This is a genomic window from Dysgonomonas gadei ATCC BAA-286 (genome assembly GCF_000213555.1).
Taxonomy (GTDB): domain Bacteria; phylum Bacteroidota; class Bacteroidia; order Bacteroidales; family Dysgonomonadaceae; genus Dysgonomonas; species Dysgonomonas gadei.
In genome coordinates, this window is the sequence record NZ_GL891991.1 from 47,474 (window position 1) to 64,683 (window position 17,210).

Sequence of the window (17,210 nt, forward strand, 5' to 3'; positions counted from 1 at the left end):
TTTATCTGCCGTTTAAGGGCCTGTTTAAATATTTGCTGTTAATTTCCCTTCTTTTTTAGCTTTTTCGAGCCATTGAGGAACTACTGTTTTTATCCAGTTGTCTTTTTTCTCTTTCAGGGTCTTCATATCCAGCCCGATGTATGCCTGAGCCTTATCTTTGGTAGATATATCCGGCATCTGCATATCGGTTACTCCATAGCTGAACAGTACTTTCTGCAATTCAAGCTGGGCAAGCATTGTTTTGTCGAGGCTGTGAGCCAGTATCCGCTGGGTTTCCACCGGAGCATGGAAGGACGCTCCGTGAGAAGCTACCGCGAAATCCCAGCGCCATTGCGCCTGACGAAGCAATTTGAGCGAAGCTGCCATTTCTTTGTCGTCTGCCCCTTTGTCCCATGCTGTTTTAGCCATGATGTGAGCTTTCGACAGTTCCTGTTCTATACGATCGCGGATTTCTAATGCTTTATCCTGATATTGGTAAACATAGTTTTTCAGGTTCTCTTCGCTGTCTCTGTGACAGGTCTGGCAGGTATTCGCTACATTCTTCAACGGACTCATCACCTGATGGTTCGAGTATTTTATACCGCCTTCCGACATGTATGGCATATGGCAATCGGCACATGACAGGCCACGTTGTGCATGAGGTCCCAGCAGGAATATTTCATAATCCGGGTGCTGGGCTTTCAGCATAGGGGTTTTACTTAATGCATGTGTCCAGTCTGTAAATTCTGCTTCGTCGTAATATTTCTCCATCGCTTCCACAGTCATGCCTCCATCCCAAGGGAATGTCAGATATTTATTATCTTTTGTAAAATAATATTCAACATGGCATTGCGCGCAAACCAGTGACCGCATTTCCTGAGGTGTGGCCTGAGTGATATCTTTTCCCTGACGTTGAAATGCTTCTATTAATGCCGGACGGGTAATTGTCAGATTCATCGTAACAGGGTCGTGACAGTCTGCACAGCCGATAGGGTTTACTACCTCCGCACCCCAATCACTCCATTTGGCTTTATAATAGTTCTCAATACCTTTTTCGTGCATCAGGCGTGGTACATCGGGGCTTTTGCATGTCCAGCAAGTACCCGGCTGCATATCACCCTCTCCGTTTTCGGGACATCCTGTACGAAGCGTATTGCGTACGTCCTCGACGGCATGCATATGTCCGCGCGGTGCGGAATAGTCACGCGAAAAAGCGTATCCGGCCCCATAGGACTACCATTTCGGGACGCGATTCCAGTACATCTTCGGGCATATTGCCCAGATGCTTGCTTTTGAAATCCATATCGGCAGTCTTTTTCCACGTATTATACTCTCTCGGGTAGTTTATGCCCCATTCTTCATTGTGAGGGTTTATCCCGGTTATCTCTATTTTTTTATTGTTGTACAGTGTAGCTATTTCGGCACGGCGTTCTGTTATGGAGGCAGCCAGGATGCCTAATGCAAACACTCCTACCATGACAACGGCAAATATGCCCCATCCGATAATCGGTTTCCGTTTGATTGCTTCTGCTAATTTCTTGAACATAATTTATAGAGTTTTTAGTTGTTTATTTTTATAGGTTTAGATTCAGTTTTTATTCATTCTCTTCTTCAGCCACTCCGGTACGGGTGAGGCGGGTAGGGGAACAATCGCGTTAGGCGAGGAGGACAAATTGCTTATCTTGGAATGGGGCACTTGTGTGTGGCAGTCCCAGCAAGCTTTGCCTTTGCCTTCCTGTACATCGCAGTAACTTATCATACCTGTATTTACAAATTCCGTATTGAGTTGCGTGTGGCAACGGATGCAGTTGTCCATTATCACCCCGTAGCTTTCGTCCCGTGGACGGATTACCTGTGGCTCTCCATTTATGGTAAATACGGCGGCATGGTAAAGCCCGTCTTTAGCTTTAAATGCATATTTATTGAGGATATTATCCTGCGGTACGTGGCAGTCGTTGCAAGTAGCCCATTGCGCGTGCGAACTATGGTTCCATGACTGGTAGTATGGAGTCATAATGTGGCAGTTGATACATGCTGCGGGATCGTCCGAAAGGTAGGAGTGAGCCCTCGACATATAGACTGAGTATCCTCCCAATCCGACTATAATACCTCCTACGACAAACAGAGGTACTATAAACTGGTTAGGTATATGGCTCAGGAATTTTTTTATCATGGTATACTAATTTAAGGTCACAGACCTATTTGTTACTTGTTATGTAAAAGAATAACAGTGATTTATGATTTTATATTGTATCATTAAATACTATCTTTTACTTAGTGTTTAAATTTTCCTTAAAACGCAATTTGCAGTTGTGCTATCACTACATTTGAATTTTGCGCATCCCATTTGTTCGAATAGTCCGAATAAGTATAGTTGAGTTGTACCCGGCACTGAGGATAAAAATAATAATTTATTCCGACAGTATAATCAATTACCTCACTATTAATATCTTTATTCCTGTTATAGTAATCGGCTTTTAGTAAGGCGTTCAGTTTTTTTGGAACAAGGTAATACAGCCCCATGGCATAAACTCCTTCCTTTTCTATTCCACCATCGTTGCCATTTATCCACTCGGCACGGGCATTGAAACGTTCCGATTTATAATCCGCGCTCACATACCATCTGTCGCGTACATGATCGGATATCACTGTTTCTCCGGCTTTGGCATATGATGCCTGGCCAAAGTAGACTCCTCCTCCGACTCTCAGTCCTTGTACGGGTTGGAGTAATAGCATTCCGGCAAAGTCTTTAGCGTTGTTCGTCTCCCCGGTAGTAACACCTGTTCCCTGGAATACTCCGGCGGAGTATTGCAACAGGTTATGCTTTTCCATAGGGAAAAGTTCTCCTGAAATCATCGCTCCGGCGTCGCGTCCGAAATTGTTTTTATTGTTTTGTTTTTTCAATACATCGTCCTCTCCGGCATATCCTACCAGATTGGATATGGTACGGGAATAAGCTGCTGTTTCCAATGTGGCCGGTACATACTGGCTTTCCAGTGTGAACGGGCTCTTGAATTGTCCTACTTTGAAATTAAACTCTTTGGCTGCCGTCCATTCTCCCCAGAATTCCTGAACCGATGGATTTACCATCTCTAAAAGAAAACCGTAGCGGAACGAATCGTTTAGTTTTCCACTTACCGATATAAACAGATTTTTAGCTTTGAAGTCGTTGTGTATTTTATCTACATCGGAATATCTGTACATGAATTGTCCGTTTCCCCCAAACTGCATATAAGGAGTATTGAAGGCTTGCCTTACTTTTTCTACTTTCTGTGGAAGGGTTGCTTTTTGTTCTTTATTTGCCGCCTCTTTTTTTATTTCATCGGCTTCAGACTGGGTAAGTACATTTTTCTCAACCAGTTTCTTCAGTAACTCGTCAGATTCCTGCGCATAGAAAGTGCTGAATGATAAGCAAAAGATTATTAAAACAAAAATTTTCTTCATTTCTATTCGTATTAGATTTGATTCTTTGAATATACAAAATATGTAAATTTTCTGCAAAAAAAGTGTAATAAATATTACACATTGAAAATGAATGTTTGTTACAGAGTAGATTTTATAGCGATTGGGATGGTATGTTTGCTGAGAAAGTTTATCTATATAATAGCTGATGGCTTTTTGTTATTAGCTAGTGGTTCTTTGAAAAATAATTAGCAAATCGGTATATTAGCATATTAGGAAATGAGGGAAAAGGTGTAACCTTTGTTACCTTTTTCGGGTTTATATAGGGGTAATCCCTTGTGGTTACCCGCTTATCATATAACGGGCAGGCACAAGACCTGCCCCTACAAGAATGGTTAAAGTGCTACTTTTGTTACTTTTTATCTATTTATACAGATGTTACCTAAAACATATTTTGATAAGAAAAAAGAACAACGTAATTTTAGAGAAAGTTTATAAATGTTAATAATAAAAAAGCAAAGAGTATGAAAAAAGTATTGTTTTCCACTCTGATCCTATTCATTTTTATGTCGTGTACAACAACTAATAAAAACGGCTTTAAAGAGGCAAAAGCCCCGATAGCCGAAAAGAAGGAGCATCTCCGTATTATACATGGGGATACTGTAAATGATGAGTACTACTGGATGTATGACTTTTTTGGCAAAGGGCCGGACAGCACATTGGTTGTAGATTACCTGAAGGCGGAGAATGCCTATCTGGATACTGTAATGGGCGGTACAGCCGGTTTTCAGGAAGCATTGTTTAATGAGATGAAAGGGCGGATAAAAGAAACGGATGAAAGTGTGCCGACCTTCAAAAACGGTTACTATTATTATACACGAACCGAAGAAGGAAAGCAATATTATAAGTATTGCCGGAAAAAAGGAAGTCTCGAAGCCTCGGAAGAGATATTGCTCGATGTAGATAAAATGGCAGAAGGTCATTCTTATTACGCTGTCGGTGGTATTTCGGTCAGTGAAGACAATATACTGATGGCCTATGGTGTGGATGAGGTCAGCCGCAGACAATACACTATCTACTTCAAAAATCTGGAGACAGGTGAGGTTTATAAAGAAACGATTCCGAACACAAGCGGGGGAGCTACATGGGCGGCAGATAACAAGACGGTGTTTTATACGTCGAAAAATCCGGTAACCTTATTGTCCGAAAAAATCAAACGGCACACCTTAGGTACGGATGCATCTTCGGATGTGACTGTTTATGAAGAAAAGGATAAAAGTAATTATATAGGAGTGGGTAAAACCAAAAATCGGAAGTATATCTTTATCCAGTCACAGGCAACCTTGTCGTCAGAAACATTCTTCATCGAAGCCGATAAGCCGATGTCTGCCTTCAAATCATTCCAGCCAAGAATCAAAGATGTATTGTATGATATAATTCCTTTGGCCGACAGGTTTCTTATCCTTACCAATAAGGATGCAAAAAACTTCCGCGTTATGGAATGTTCATTGGATAAAACGGGGGTGGATAACTGGAAGGAATATATCCCTCATCGTGCCGATGTATTGCTGGAAAGTGTTGATGAATTTAAAGATTTTATCGTACTTGAGGAACGGAAGGAAGGTCTTATAAAGCTTTGTGTGCGCAGCCTGAAAGACGGGAAAGAACATTATATTGATTTCGGAGAGCCTACTTATATGGCTTATACGGCGTCGAATCCCGAATACGAAAGCAGTATCGTCCGTTATGGCTATACATCGATGACTACGCCGAGTTCCACATTTGATTATAACATGGATACCCATGAAAAAACATTGATGAAAGAACGCGAAGTAGTGGGAGGATACAACAAAGAGGATTACCAGACCGAGAGATTGTATGCTACGGCCAAAGACGGAACAAAAGTACCTATCTCGCTTGTGTACAAGAAAACAACAAAGAAAGACAGTAAAACACCATTGTTGCTATATGGCTATGGAAGTTATGGTGCCAGTATGGATGCTTCTTTCAGCAGCAATCGCCTGAGTCTTTTAGACAGAGGATTCATATATGCGATAGCTCATATTCGCGGAGGTCAGGAAATGGGGCGCCAGTGGTACGAAGACGGTAAACTGATGAAAAAGATAAATACATTCACTGATTTTATCGACTGTGGCGAATTCCTTGTGAAAGAAAATTATACCGGTAAGGAGCATTTGTATGCTCAGGGCGGTAGTGCCGGAGGGCTTCTTATCGGTGCGGTTATAAATATGAATCCGGATCTTTGGCATGGAGTGATCGCCGATGTGCCTTTTGTGGATGTGGTGAATACTATGCTAGATGAGAGTATTCCTTTGACAACGAATGAGTTTGACGAATGGGGAAATCCTAAGGATAAAGATGCGTACTTCTATATGAAAAGTTACAGCCCTTACGAAAATGTAGAGAGGAAAGACTATCCGAATATACTTGTCACTACAGGTTTACACGATAGTCAAGTGCAATACTTCGAACCAGCCAAATGGGTGGCTAAGCTAAGGGATATGAAGACCGATAATAATGTGCTGTTGCTGAAAACGAATATGGAGTTCGGGCATGGCGGGGCCAGTGGGCGGTTCGACTATCTGAAAGATATTGCTTTGGATTATGCTTTCTTATTCACATTGGAGGGAATAGATAAGTAGGATTATAAAAGATAAGCCCTGCTATATGGCAGGGCTTTCCGTTTAAAGACGGAGAGAAATATACCATCGGTATTCTCCGGCACATATTGATACTCCTGGTTTTCTGTATATAACAAAAAAAGAGCAACCATGCGGCTGCTCTTTCCTATATATTAAGCTATCGTATATTATGCGTTAACTTTAGCCATGTGAGCGATAAGCTCAAGCATTTTAGTTGAGAATCCCCATTCATTGTCATACCAGCTAACAACTTTAACGAAAGTTGGGCTCAATTGGATACCAGCTTTAGCATCGAAGATAGAAGTACGTGCGTCTCCGATGAAATCAGAAGAAACAACAGCATCTTCAGTATATCCGAGAACACCTTTCAATTCGCCTTCAGAAGCTTCTTTCATAGCTTTACAGATATCTTCGTAGCTAGTTTCTTTAGCTAGACGGGCAGTTAAGTCAACAACAGAAACGTCAAGAGTAGGTACACGCATTGACATACCTGTAAGTTTTCCGTTAAGCTCAGGGATAACTTTACCTACAGCTTTAGCAGCACCTGTAGAAGAAGGGATGATGTTACCGGCAGCAGCACGTCCGCCTCTCCAGTCTTTAGCTGAAGGTCCGTCTACTGTTTTTTGAGTAGCAGTAGTAGCGTGAACTGTAGTCATCAAAGCTTCAACGATACCGAATTTGTCATTCAATACTTTGGCGATAGGAGCAAGACAGTTTGTAGTACAAGAAGCGTTAGAAACGAATTGCTCGCCTTTTTCATATTTATCGTGGTTTACTCCGCAAACGAACATACGAGTATCGTCTTTAGAAGGACCAGACATAACTACATATTTAGCACCAGCGTCGATATGGCCCTGAGCTTTAGGTTTTTCAAGGAAAAGACCTGTAGACTCTACGATATATTCAGCGCCGATTTCATTCCATTTCAAGTCAGCAGGATTTTTTTCAGCAGTTACACGGATAGCGTTTCCGTTTACTACCAATTTGCCGTCTTTTACTTCAACTGTACCATTGAATTTTCCATGAACAGTATCGTATTTTAGCATATATGCCATATATTCAACATCGATAAGGTCATTGATACCAACAACTTGAATGTCACTTCTGCCTTGTGCAGCACGGAATACCAGACGACCAATACGTCCAAAACCGTTAATACCTACTTTAATCATTTTGTTTTTAATTTTATAGTTAAATAATCGAGTATATCCTATTTAAACGCTTTAGTAGGAATAAAATATTTATGTTATAAAACATCCTTTTTTAAAAGCTGTACAAAAATAACAAATTATTTGGCAAGAAAGAAATTTGTTAGTCATTTTTAATGACAAATTATTTGTTATTCTAAGTGATAATCACGTTTTTGCCTGTTTTGCAATGTCTACTTTACTATTTGATGTTTTTAGTTAAAAAGATCATAAAAATGCATAATCTTTATCTATATAAGAAACTCTTAGTATCCCGTTCTTTGAAAAATTGATATATGGAAAGCAAATATGGAATGAATGAAGAAAATATATGCAGAAGTTTGTCTACAGTTTTTTGGGGATAAATAATTCCAATCTCCCATGATTGTTAGCGGCAAACTATTGACCATAAATTGAAATAGTTGTTAACTTTGTGTCCAATAATTGTATTACATATAAATGGCAGATTCTCTTAAAAGGAAAACAGGTGTAGCTTTGTTCTGGAGCTTTATTGATAAAGGCGGACAGCAGATTATTACGCTGCTTTTCTTTTATATTCTCGTCCGTCTGATATCTAAAGAAGATATTGGGACGGTAAATTTGCTGGCCATCTTTACCATTATTTCGGGCATGTTGCAGGAGAGCGGTTATTCATCGGCACTGATCCGGAAAAAGGAAGTACATCCTGAAGAATATACCTCTGTTTTTTATTTCAATATAGTAATCAGTCTTAGCCTGTACACAATTCTATTCTTTTGCGCGCCTGTTATCAGCTGGTTTTATGAAAAACCTGTATTGACAGATTTGGCGCGTTTTGTATTCCTGGCCTTTGTCTTCAATGCATTCGCAATTATACAGAATGTAAATCTGGTGAGAGAAATGAATTTCAAGCTCAATACACGGATTACGCTTGTCGCATGGTGTGTATCGGGATTGATAGCAATATTGATGGCGTACAACGGATATGGAATATGGAGTATGGCTGCCCAGCAGGTTTTACAAAGTTTTATCAGAAGCTCATTGTTATGGATTTTTGTAAAATGGAGGCCAAGTGGGAAATTCGTCTTCCTGCATATAAAAAAAATGTCGTCCTATAGCATAAATCTGTTGATATCCGGACTGTTCGGACAAATATGTAACAATATATCACCCTTGATTATCGGTAAAAAGTTCTCTATACCCCAGGTGGCTTCATACAGTCAGGGCCTGAAACTGACAAATATACCGCAGTCGGTTATCAGCGACGGGATGCGGAGTGTGGCTTATCCACTGTTGTCGAAGATAGGAGAAGATGACGAAAGAAGCAAAAAGGCATACCGGAAAGTTATGCGTATCACATCTTTTATCTCTTTTCCTGTGGCTATGTTGCTGATAGTAACGGCGAGCCCGATAGTTTCTATCTATCTGCCTCCCGAATGGACGGATGTAATTCCTATATTGCAAGTATTGGCTATCGGAGGGGCTTTCTTACCGCACTTCGGTCTTATTTCATCACTGCTACAATTTAAAGGAGAATCGAAGTTGCTGCTAAAGATTGAAGCGTGTAAAAACGTGCTTATACTGGTCGCTATTGCCATTGGCGTACAATTTGGCATACAAGGACTGGTAACAGGATTAAGCCTTGTAAATGTACTGGCTTTTTTTGCAGGCATATATATAGCCGGGAAACGTATATCATACTCATTTATGGAAATACTGAAGGATACCATACCGTACGTTATTATATCAGTGGTTTCATTCGCCCCTTTTGTACTGCTTTATATGACAAGGCTGGAAAATGTATTTTTATTACTTACTATTCCCGCTATTGTGGGAAGCGGTGTTTACCTTCTTATAATGAAGGTTTTTGGTTCGGTCATTATGCAGGAAACAATCGATTTTGTGAAACTCTCCTATAATAAAACCTTTAAACGATAATAATATGCCTAAAGTTTCCATACTGATGCCTGTTTATAATGCCGGACAATACTTGTCGCAGGCCATAGACAGCATACGCTCCCAGAGCTTTAAGGATTGGGAACTGATACTAGTCAATGACGGCTCTACAGACGATAGTGAAGCAATCATATGCAGCTATAATGACAACAGGATATACTATGCAAAGAACCCTGTAAATCTGGGATTGATAAAGACGCTCAATAAAGGGATCGACCTATGTGGAGGTGAATACATCGCCCGTATGGACGCGGATGATATCTCTCTTACCGAACGACTGAGAATACAGGCAAACTTTCTGGATACTCATCCCGGTTATCTGATGTGTGGGACTAACGCCTCCGTTATCAACAATAAGGGTGAGAGAACCGGAAAAATAAGAAATCTGCAGGATAATGATTTTTTGCAAATCAATCTTTTATTCTCTCCGCCGTTTATTCATCCTACTGTAATGATTCGCCGTGAAGTGTTGGAGAAGAACAGGTATGATGAAGCATATAAGCATGTGGAAGACTACGAACTCTGGTGCCGGATAGCAAAACAGGGAAAGATCGCTAACCTGAAAGACGAGTTGTTTGCTTATCGCTGGCATGACAGCAACGTATCCGTACTGAATAACAAGATACAGGATAGACTGAAAGATAAGATTATCTCTGATGAACTGGGATCATTGGATATTGTACCTGCCGGGCAGGAGTTGTATTGCCACAAGGTAACTTTCCGGCTATATAGCATGGGAAACCGTCAAGAGGTATCCGTTTCACAGTTGAATGACGTTTCTGCTTGGTTTTCGAAACTTATACGGAAAAATGGGGAAACGGGCAGATACAACGGGGATGATCTGATCGCGTTTCTTTGGGCTCGTTGGATTGTTCTTTGTATATCCCAGAAGAAGTACATGAGAATGATACCTCCATTTGCTTCACTAAAACCATCTGTATTTATAAAATTATTGAAACTTATACTATTCTTAAAGAATAAATGAACGAAACCGAAGATTTAAAAGCAATATACAATCCTGAAGGTTCTGAATTAAGGACATTACAGTTGAAGATGCTCGATATACTTGTTGTAGTAACAGATATCTGCGACAAACATAATCTGCCATATTGGGTTAGTGGGGGAACGTTACTGGGGGCTATCCGTCACGGAGGGTTTATCCCGTGGGATGATGATATTGACATAGAGCTGCTTCGCCCCGATTATCTGAAGCTGCTAAGGATTTTGCCCAAGGAACTGCCGGATAATCTCTATTTGCAAACACCAAAAGAGAAAAGCTACAGACTACTTTTTTCCAAAGTAAGGGACAGGTATTCTATTGTACATTCCGAAGAAGAGGATATGGCAAGGTATAAGGAAAAGGGAATTTTTATTGATATTTTTTCTGAGGAGAGAAGCTACAGATGGATGAAGAATATTGTAGATTTCTTTTATGGCAGGGCTTTCAGGCGATTGAAAAGAGGCCGGCCGTTCCATTCATTAAAGTTCTTCTATGAATATGCCACTTCGTTAGTCTTATATCCTATAGGGGTCCTGCTTATATGGATTGCCAGAGGAATATGTGCTATTACCAAACCGGATAATATATTACATAGCTATGGCATAGGGAACTCAACCAACCATAATGCCAGATATATGTTCCCTGTGGAAAAGGTCACATTCGAAGGCAAGGAGTTTTCCGCCCCGAAAGAAGTGGATACATACTTGAGAAAACAATACGGAGATTATATGACCGTTCCCCCTAAGGAGAAGCGTTCCACACATTTCTTAAAGGTAGAATATCTCTGATATTATCAGATACCCATCTCTTTAAATAACTTCGCTTCGCGTTGTTTGGCCTTCTCTATCGAAGCCGGATTCTTCGAATCAATACCGTATTTGGCTGGGGCAGGTATAATCAGCTTTGTCCCGAGTGCGATATTATTCGCGTTTTTGATAACGCTCTTGTTTTCTTCATAGATATAGACCCAAAAAGATTTATGACCGTAGTATCCCAGTGCTATGTTCCGAAGAGTATGACCACTTCGTATAGTTTCTGTAGCCAGAGGTTTGGAAGAATCTTTAACCGGCTGGGCGGTAACCTTTACGTCTTCATTCTTTGGCTCGGTTTTCGGCATTTTTGTTTCCTGCTGAGGCTCTTTCTTTGTTTCCTGAGCAATGCCTTGTATTTGTGTCGAATCTTGTTTCTGCGCCAGTGAATCGACTGGTGATTTCTTATCAAAAACAATTACTACTTTTTTGCTCTTATCCACAGGAGGTTGTCCTGTTAAAAATCCTGCCAGTTCCTGAAAATAGTATCCGCCAATAGCAAACGCCGCTAAAATAAGAAGTATAACAAAAGCCAAAGAGATAAAGCGTCTGCGCTTAGACTTCTTTCTGTGATTGTAGAACATAGACTCAATGTCTGTACTGGCAGAAGGAGTCTTGAAGGGCGCAACTGTTTCTTCATGAATTATTCCGGGAGCGTTTGCTACGGTGTTTTCTTCTTCGGTATCTATTTCAGCCTCTGCTTTAGCTTCTGTTATGGCAGACTCTGCTTCTGCCTCGGTTTCTATCTCCGGATCAGGAGTTCCTTCTACTATTTCATTTGCTTCGATAGCTTTTTCCGCTGATTCCTCAGGAACATTGATATATTCTGTAATTTCTTCTTCGATGGAGCTTGTATCAGTGCTATCGTCCAGCTCTTCGGTAATATCCTCTTCGGTTTCGCTTTCTACATTTTCGAAAGAAACCCCATCTTCAAGGACAACACTCTCGAAATGAGCGAAAGGTTTATTGATAGCTTCTTTTAGTGATTTATCAGGCGTGAAGCTAAGTTTGTAATGAGCCGGAATCTCAATAGCCTCCCCTGTATTCACATCCACACTTTTACGTGCGTTCACCTTAACCAGTTTAAATACACCGAAGTCCTTTATCCGTACCGAATCATTGCTCTCTATACTCACTGAGATAACAGCAATTAGTTCACGTAGAAAAGTTTCCGCCTCCTTTTTCGCTATTCCCTGTTTTTTTGCCAGAAGGTCAATTAAATCCTGTAGACTAAGCCGTTCATTCATTTACTTCCAGATTTTTAAGGTTATCTTTTATTGTTTGTCCGGGACGAAATGCCAATGAGATTTTAGGAGGAACAAGGAAACGCTGTTTTGATACAGGGTTAACGGATATCCGTTCTCCTTTTTTCTTTGTTTCAAAAAGACCGAACCCCTGAATATTAATAGAGTTCCCATCTTCAAGATTGCTATTAATTATGGAAACAGTAGCTTCCAATACTTCGGAAGTCTGTCGTTGAGTCCACCCTAACCGTTTAGCCAATGCAGCTATTAATTCCTGGTTTGTCATAGCATTTGTATTTAGATTTAAATCACTTCTCCATATAGATCGAATGGCTGGGCACCCGTTATCCTGACATTGTAAAAGTCCCCAATATTAAGCATTTTATTTTTCTTAATCAATACTTCAGGATCTACTTCGGGCGAATCATACTCAGTACGGCCGATATAATAGTCTGATTCTTCCCTGTCTACAATTACTTTAAGGGTATTACCTATCTTCTGTTCATTAATATCAAGAGCTATCCGTTCTTGCAAAGCCATCAGGACATCCATCCGTTCCTGTTTTACCGCATCTGATATTTCATCCCTGTAGTGCGCATAGGCATACGTTCCGTCTTCATGTGAATAAGGGAATGCACCCATTCTATCGAAGCGTACATCCTTTACAAATTGGAGCAGTTCCTCAAAGTCCTTATGCGATTCTCCCGGATGCCCTACCATAAGAGTGGTGCGGATATGAATACCGGGAACTTCTTCCCTGATACGCTTTATCAGGTTATATGTCTGCTCTTTCGTAATATTGCGGCGCATCTTTTTCAGCATATTGTCGCTGATATGTTGTAGCGCTATATCTAAATATTTGCACACATTCTCATTATTTCGCATCACCGGTAACAGGTCGTAAGGGAAATTCGCCGGATATGCATAATGCAAACGGATCCATTCCACGCCTTCAATCTTTGCTATGCGATCAATCAATTCCGGTAGCTTCGCCTGCTTGTAATTGTCCAAACCGTAATATGACAAATCCTGTGCGATAACCTGAAACTCCTTTACACCGGAAGCAACCAGATGCCTGACCTCTTCCTCTACTTCTTCTATCTGCCTGGACTGATGCTTTCCTGTCATAATCGGGATAGAACAATAGGAACAGGCACGGTTACAGCCTTCCGAAATTTTCAGATAAGCGTAATGTGAAGGAGTGGTTATGTTGCGTTCCAGCGCCAACTCCTTATGATATGATTTACCCAAATCAGAGATGAGGGCTTTCCATCCAAATTTCCCGTAAAAGCTGTCTACTTCGGGTATTTCGGCCTTCAATTCCTCCATATACCTGTCGGTAAGGCAGCCCATTACAAACAACTTATTCAGTTTTCGCTCTTTTTTAGCCTCTGCAAACTCAAGAATCATATTGATAGATTCTTCCTTTGCATCACCTATAAAGCCACATGTATTTATAACTACGATTTCTCCTTCCGACTTATCCGGATCATGTTTTACAGTGTAGCCGTTTGCCAACAATTGTTTCATCAATAACTCGGAGTCTACCAGATTTTTAGAACAACCAAGCGTGATGACATCTATTCTGTTTTTCTTCATTTCTTATTCTCCAAAGAGACTGTTGACAAACTCGCGACGGCGAAATACCTGAAGATCGTCAATACCCTCTCCTAAACCTATATATTTTACCGGTATCTTGAACTGATCGGAAATACCGATTACGACACCTCCTTTTGCCGTACCGTCCAGTTTGGTAATAGCCAAAGCTGTAACGTCGGTAGCAGCAGTAAACTGTGTAGCCTGTTCGAACGCGTTCTGTCCGGTAGAGCCGTCGAGTACAAGTAGTACCTCATGCGGTGCTCCCGGAACTATCTTATCCATCACTTTCTTTATTTTTGAAAGCTCGTTCATCAAACCGATTTTGTTGTGGAGCCGTCCTGCTGTATCTATTATTACAACATCGGCATTGTTCGATTTAGCAGAACTTAATGTATCAAAAGCCACAGAAGCCGGATCGGAACCCATTGCCTGTTTTATGACCGGAACACCTACACGCTCGCCCCAGATAACCAGTTGCTCAACGGCTGCGGCGCGGAATGTATCGGCTGCACCAAGGTAGACGGACTTGCCTGCTTTCTTGAACTGATTTGCCAGCTTGCCGATTGTAGTTGTTTTACCAACACCATTAACTCCGACAACCATTATTACATATGGTTTTGCTGTTTCCGGAACAGAGAAATCATCATTATCTACGGCATTATTTTCAGTCAATAAATCAGCGATTTCTTCCCGCAGTATATTTTTCAACTCTTTGTCGTCTACATACTTATCCTTTGCTGCCCGTTTTTCGATACGTTCGATAATCTTCAATGTAGTGTTTACCCCTACATCGGACATGATCAACACTTCTTCGAGTTGATCGAGTACATCATCGTCTACTTTCGATTTTCCGGCAATAACACGTGATAGTTTGGAAAACATTGACTCTTTAGTCTTTTCCAATCCTTTATCAAGCGTTTCCTTTTTTTGTTTCGAAAAGAAATCAAATAATCCCATAGATTTTATTCTTCTGATTATATAGATAAAAATAAATCAATCTCTTAAGCCTTGGGGCTGCCCGGTATTTTTACCTTCTGCAAAGCTACGAAATGGATAATAAAAAACCTCCCTGCATAAGAATGAAGGAGGCGTTTTAAATATTTTTAACAAGACTATTTTGCGAAATAATCTTTTACTGATTCGTTTGGAACCATTTCTTCTTTAAATGTGTAAGCGCCTGTTTTAGGAGACTTTACCATTTTGATTACTTTAGCATAGTTACGACCGTCTTTTGCTGATGGGTCACGATAACCTGCGACTGTTTTCTTTGCCATGGTTTATGTTGTTTTACTTGATTTCTTTATGTACAGTTACTCTTTTCAATATAGGATTGTACTTTTTCAGCTCCAATCTCTCTGTAGTATTCTTTCTGTTCTTAGTCGTAATATAACGGGATGTGCCCGGCATACCACTGGCTTTGTGCTCTGTGCACTCCATTATCACCTGGATTCTGTTTCCTTTTGCTTTCTTAGCCATTTCCTGTTCCTCCTAAATTAAGCGTTTAAATAACCATCTGCGGCCGCTCTTTTGATTGCAGCGTCCAATCCAATTTTATTGATTGTACGAAGGCCTGCAGCTGAAACATTCAGGCTAACCCAACAATCTTCTTCTACCCAGTAGAATTTCTTTTTAAAAAGATTGACATTAAATTTTCTCTTTGTCTTTCTATTAGAGTGAGAAACATTATTGCCAACCATAGCTTTTTTTCCTGTAATTTGACAAATCTTGGACATCGCTATTGTGTTTTATATGTTTATTTTTATATTATATCCTATCCAAATCGGGATGCAAATTTAGTCATATTTTTCAAACCTACAAATATTTATATCGTTAAAGTTCTTTTTATTTCCAGTTTCGGCTCAACTAATCCTCTTAATGTGATTACTATAAACTATTTTTGATTAATTTTGCCGGAGGACTACTGCTTAGGATACAGGCAGATAGGGCAAAAACATGAAATAGAGGATTTTAGCCATTGATCTCATTCACATTTATTAACCGTATATAGTTAAAACCTGACACATCTGACAGTTTTTGGACTATTTCTGTACTGTCATTTTTACATCCATTAATCATATATAGTTAAAAGGCAACAGTTTTTTTAGCTATTAGCTTTTAGCCGTTAGCCTTCTTCTCGTATCTTGTCTACTCGTATCTCATTTAACTTATTACTTATCCCAATATATCAAAGAACTATAAGCTAACAGCTATCCATATAGATAAACTTTCTGCATAAAAACACATATTTCGTACGTTTGCCCTTATAGGCAGACGCCTTTATTCATATTTGGCAAATAATATTTGTATCTTTGGCATATGAATAATAAACGTATACTCATCACAGGGGCCAGTGGCTTTATAGGCAGCTTCCTGGTCGAAAAGGCTTTGGAAAAAGGTTATGAAACCTGGGCCGGAATCCGCAAAAGCAGCAGTCGCGAATATTTGCAGGATACGCGTATTCAGTTTATAGACCTCCCCTTTCAAGATAAAGATAAATTAACGGAGGACTTACGACACTTTGTGTCCGAACACGGGAAATTTGATTATATTATTCACAATGCCGGAGTCACAAAATGTTTAAATCCTAATGATTTCGACAAAGTTAACTTTCAATATACAGCTAACTTTATAGATGCACTCAAGGATGCGGATGCTGTTCCCGAAAAATTTATATTAATGAGCAGTCTCAGCGCATATGGACTTGGAGATGAAATTAATTATATTCCGTTAAGGATAACCGATGTCCCTAACCCCAATACGGCATACGGAAAAAGCAAACTTAAGGCCGAGATGTATTTACAATCGACCAGTGATTTTCCATACATCATTTTGCGTCCAACAGGGGTATACGGTCCGCGCGAAAAGGATTATTTTTTGATGGTAAAGACTGTAAAATCAGGATTGGATGTAGGTGCGGGATTCAGACCTCAACACCTGACTTTTATATATGTCAAAGACCTCGTCGATGCTGCGTTTCTCGGCTTAGAAAGCGACATCCGAAACGGAGCTTATTTTGTTGCCGATGGAGATGTATATACCGATAAGGAATATACCCGGTTGGTAAAAGAATCTATAGGAAAAAAGCATGTGGTTAGCCTGAAGGTTCCTTTATGGTTATTAAGGGTAATCTCTTCCATGGCTGAAAATATATCCAGATTGACCAAGAAGCCATCAACCTTGAATAGGGATAAATATAAAATAATGAAGCAACGCAACTGGGAATGCGACATAACCCCGCTTTCCAATGACCTCCGGTTTTCCCCAAAATACAATCTAAAGAAAGGTTTGGAAGAATCCATAAAATGGTATAAAGAAAACGGCTGGTTATAAGTCGATTGCAAAATGATACGAGAGAAGAGTATTATTTGATAATAAACAAGTTTAAATTTGAC

At 40.1% G+C, this 17,210-nt stretch carries 15 protein-coding genes and 1 pseudogene; 5 read left to right on the top strand and 11 right to left on the bottom strand.

What is annotated here, in order from left to right; genetic code table 11:
* Positions 1–24: 24 nt before the first annotated feature.
* The 3 genes and pseudogenes from nrfA to HMPREF9455_RS18620 all read right to left on the bottom strand — a co-directional run bounded on the left by nrfA (position 25) and on the right by HMPREF9455_RS18620 (position 3,423).
* A pseudogene (gene nrfA / locus HMPREF9455_RS18610) lies at positions 25–1,525 on the bottom strand (ammonia-forming cytochrome c nitrite reductase).
* A 42-nt stretch (positions 1,526–1,567) separates the two neighbouring features.
* Positions 1,568–2,152, bottom strand: coding sequence for a cytochrome c nitrite reductase small subunit (gene nrfH / locus HMPREF9455_RS18615; protein ID WP_006801300.1), 585 nt, complete (start codon positions 2,150–2,152; stop codon positions 1,568–1,570).
* A gap of 119 nt (positions 2,153–2,271) precedes the next feature.
* The gene (locus HMPREF9455_RS18620; RefSeq protein ID WP_006801301.1) at positions 2,272–3,423 is read right to left on the bottom strand and encodes a porin; all 1,152 of its coding nucleotides are present in this window, start codon (positions 3,421–3,423) and stop codon (positions 2,272–2,274) included.
* A gap of 482 nt (positions 3,424–3,905) precedes the next feature.
* Here HMPREF9455_RS18620 and HMPREF9455_RS18625 point away from each other — a divergent pair, with 482 nt between their 5' ends.
* Positions 3,906–6,044: a S9 family peptidase gene (locus HMPREF9455_RS18625; protein WP_006801303.1), complete on the top strand. Its 2,139-nt coding sequence runs from the start codon at positions 3,906–3,908 to the stop codon at positions 6,042–6,044.
* Between the two features lie 167 nt (positions 6,045–6,211).
* Here HMPREF9455_RS18625 and gap read toward each other — a convergent pair whose 3' ends face one another.
* Positions 6,212–7,216, bottom strand: a complete 1,005-nt coding sequence (gap, locus tag HMPREF9455_RS18630) for a type I glyceraldehyde-3-phosphate dehydrogenase (protein WP_006801304.1) — start codon at positions 7,214–7,216, stop codon at positions 6,212–6,214.
* A 474-nt stretch (positions 7,217–7,690) separates the two neighbouring features.
* Between gap and HMPREF9455_RS18635 the strand changes: the two genes are divergently transcribed.
* From HMPREF9455_RS18635 to HMPREF9455_RS18645, 3 genes are read left to right on the top strand one after another with little or no spacing between them, the layout of a single operon-like run.
* Positions 7,691–9,148 (top strand): lipopolysaccharide biosynthesis protein, encoded by a 1,458-nt coding sequence (locus tag HMPREF9455_RS18635; protein ID WP_006801305.1) that lies wholly within the window; start codon positions 7,691–7,693, stop codon positions 9,146–9,148.
* A 4-nt stretch (positions 9,149–9,152) separates the two neighbouring features.
* Positions 9,153–10,151, top strand: a complete 999-nt coding sequence (locus tag HMPREF9455_RS18640; protein WP_006801306.1) for a glycosyltransferase family 2 protein — start codon at positions 9,153–9,155, stop codon at positions 10,149–10,151.
* The gene (locus HMPREF9455_RS18645) at positions 10,148–10,954 is read left to right on the top strand and encodes a LicD family protein (protein ID WP_006801307.1); all 807 of its coding nucleotides are present in this window, start codon (positions 10,148–10,150) and stop codon (positions 10,952–10,954) included. The genes HMPREF9455_RS18640 and HMPREF9455_RS18645 overlap by 4 nt, the downstream gene beginning before the upstream one ends.
* Positions 10,955–10,959: 5 nt before the next feature.
* Here the strand turns inward: HMPREF9455_RS18645 and HMPREF9455_RS18650 are convergent, their stop codons facing one another.
* From HMPREF9455_RS18650 to rpmB, 7 genes are all read right to left on the bottom strand, one after another.
* The gene (locus HMPREF9455_RS18650) at positions 10,960–12,222 is read right to left on the bottom strand and encodes an HU family DNA-binding protein (protein ID WP_006801308.1); all 1,263 of its coding nucleotides are present in this window, start codon (positions 12,220–12,222) and stop codon (positions 10,960–10,962) included.
* Entirely contained in the window at positions 12,215–12,505 is a 291-nt protein-coding gene (locus HMPREF9455_RS18655) for an HU family DNA-binding protein (RefSeq protein WP_006801309.1), read from the bottom strand. Before HMPREF9455_RS18655 ends, HMPREF9455_RS18650 begins: the two co-directional genes overlap by 8 nt.
* A gap of 17 nt (positions 12,506–12,522) precedes the next feature.
* Positions 12,523–13,818 (bottom strand): 30S ribosomal protein S12 methylthiotransferase RimO, encoded by a 1,296-nt coding sequence (rimO, locus tag HMPREF9455_RS18660; protein ID WP_006801310.1) that lies wholly within the window; start codon positions 13,816–13,818, stop codon positions 12,523–12,525.
* 3 nt (positions 13,819–13,821) lie between these two features.
* The gene (ftsY, locus tag HMPREF9455_RS18665) at positions 13,822–14,775 is read right to left on the bottom strand and encodes a signal recognition particle-docking protein FtsY (protein ID WP_006801311.1); all 954 of its coding nucleotides are present in this window, start codon (positions 14,773–14,775) and stop codon (positions 13,822–13,824) included.
* Positions 14,776–14,930: 155 nt separating this feature from the next.
* The gene (locus HMPREF9455_RS21185; RefSeq protein ID WP_006801312.1) at positions 14,931–15,092 is read right to left on the bottom strand and encodes a DUF4295 domain-containing protein; all 162 of its coding nucleotides are present in this window, start codon (positions 15,090–15,092) and stop codon (positions 14,931–14,933) included.
* A gap of 13 nt (positions 15,093–15,105) precedes the next feature.
* Positions 15,106–15,294: a 50S ribosomal protein L33 gene (gene rpmG / locus HMPREF9455_RS18670; protein ID WP_006801313.1), complete on the bottom strand. Its 189-nt coding sequence runs from the start codon at positions 15,292–15,294 to the stop codon at positions 15,106–15,108.
* Between the two features lie 17 nt (positions 15,295–15,311).
* Positions 15,312–15,551 (bottom strand): 50S ribosomal protein L28, encoded by a 240-nt coding sequence (rpmB, locus tag HMPREF9455_RS18675; protein ID WP_006801314.1) that lies wholly within the window; start codon positions 15,549–15,551, stop codon positions 15,312–15,314.
* 583 nt (positions 15,552–16,134) lie between these two features.
* Between rpmB and HMPREF9455_RS18680 the strand changes: the two genes are divergently transcribed.
* Positions 16,135–17,148 (top strand): NAD-dependent epimerase/dehydratase family protein, encoded by a 1,014-nt coding sequence (locus HMPREF9455_RS18680; RefSeq protein ID WP_006801316.1) that lies wholly within the window; start codon positions 16,135–16,137, stop codon positions 17,146–17,148.
* The last annotated feature ends 62 nt before the right edge of the window (positions 17,149–17,210 follow it).

What these genes read in the sequence shown, in the direction of transcription:
- HMPREF9455_RS18635 (WP_006801305.1), top strand. Translation starts at nt 7,691, where the DNA reads ATGGCAGATTCTCTTAAAAGGAAAACAGGTGTAGCTTTGTTCTGGAGC.
- nrfH (WP_006801300.1), bottom strand. Translation starts at nt 2,152, where the DNA reads ATGATAAAAAAATTCCTGAGCCATATACCTAACCAGTTTATAGTACCT.
- rpmG (WP_006801313.1), bottom strand. Translation starts at nt 15,294, where the DNA reads ATGGCTAAGAAAGCAAAAGGAAACAGAATCCAGGTGATAATGGAGTGC.
- gap (WP_006801304.1), bottom strand. Translation starts at nt 7,216, where the DNA reads ATGATTAAAGTAGGTATTAACGGTTTTGGACGTATTGGTCGTCTGGTA.
- HMPREF9455_RS18640 (WP_006801306.1), top strand. Translation starts at nt 9,153, where the DNA reads ATGCCTAAAGTTTCCATACTGATGCCTGTTTATAATGCCGGACAATAC.
- rpmB (WP_006801314.1), bottom strand. Translation starts at nt 15,551, where the DNA reads ATGTCCAAGATTTGTCAAATTACAGGAAAAAAAGCTATGGTTGGCAAT.
- HMPREF9455_RS18620 (WP_006801301.1), bottom strand. Translation starts at nt 3,423, where the DNA reads ATGAAGAAAATTTTTGTTTTAATAATCTTTTGCTTATCATTCAGCACT.
- HMPREF9455_RS21185 (WP_006801312.1), bottom strand. Translation starts at nt 15,092, where the DNA reads ATGGCAAAGAAAACAGTCGCAGGTTATCGTGACCCATCAGCAAAAGAC.
- HMPREF9455_RS18655 (WP_006801309.1), bottom strand. Translation starts at nt 12,505, where the DNA reads ATGACAAACCAGGAATTAATAGCTGCATTGGCTAAACGGTTAGGGTGG.
- HMPREF9455_RS18650 (WP_006801308.1), bottom strand. Translation starts at nt 12,222, where the DNA reads ATGAATGAACGGCTTAGTCTACAGGATTTAATTGACCTTCTGGCAAAA.
- HMPREF9455_RS18680 (WP_006801316.1), top strand. Translation starts at nt 16,135, where the DNA reads ATGAATAATAAACGTATACTCATCACAGGGGCCAGTGGCTTTATAGGC.
- HMPREF9455_RS18625 (WP_006801303.1), top strand. Translation starts at nt 3,906, where the DNA reads ATGAAAAAAGTATTGTTTTCCACTCTGATCCTATTCATTTTTATGTCG.
- rimO (WP_006801310.1), bottom strand. Translation starts at nt 13,818, where the DNA reads ATGAAGAAAAACAGAATAGATGTCATCACGCTTGGTTGTTCTAAAAAT.
- ftsY (WP_006801311.1), bottom strand. Translation starts at nt 14,775, where the DNA reads ATGGGATTATTTGATTTCTTTTCGAAACAAAAAAAGGAAACGCTTGAT.
- HMPREF9455_RS18645 (WP_006801307.1), top strand. Translation starts at nt 10,148, where the DNA reads ATGAACGAAACCGAAGATTTAAAAGCAATATACAATCCTGAAGGTTCT.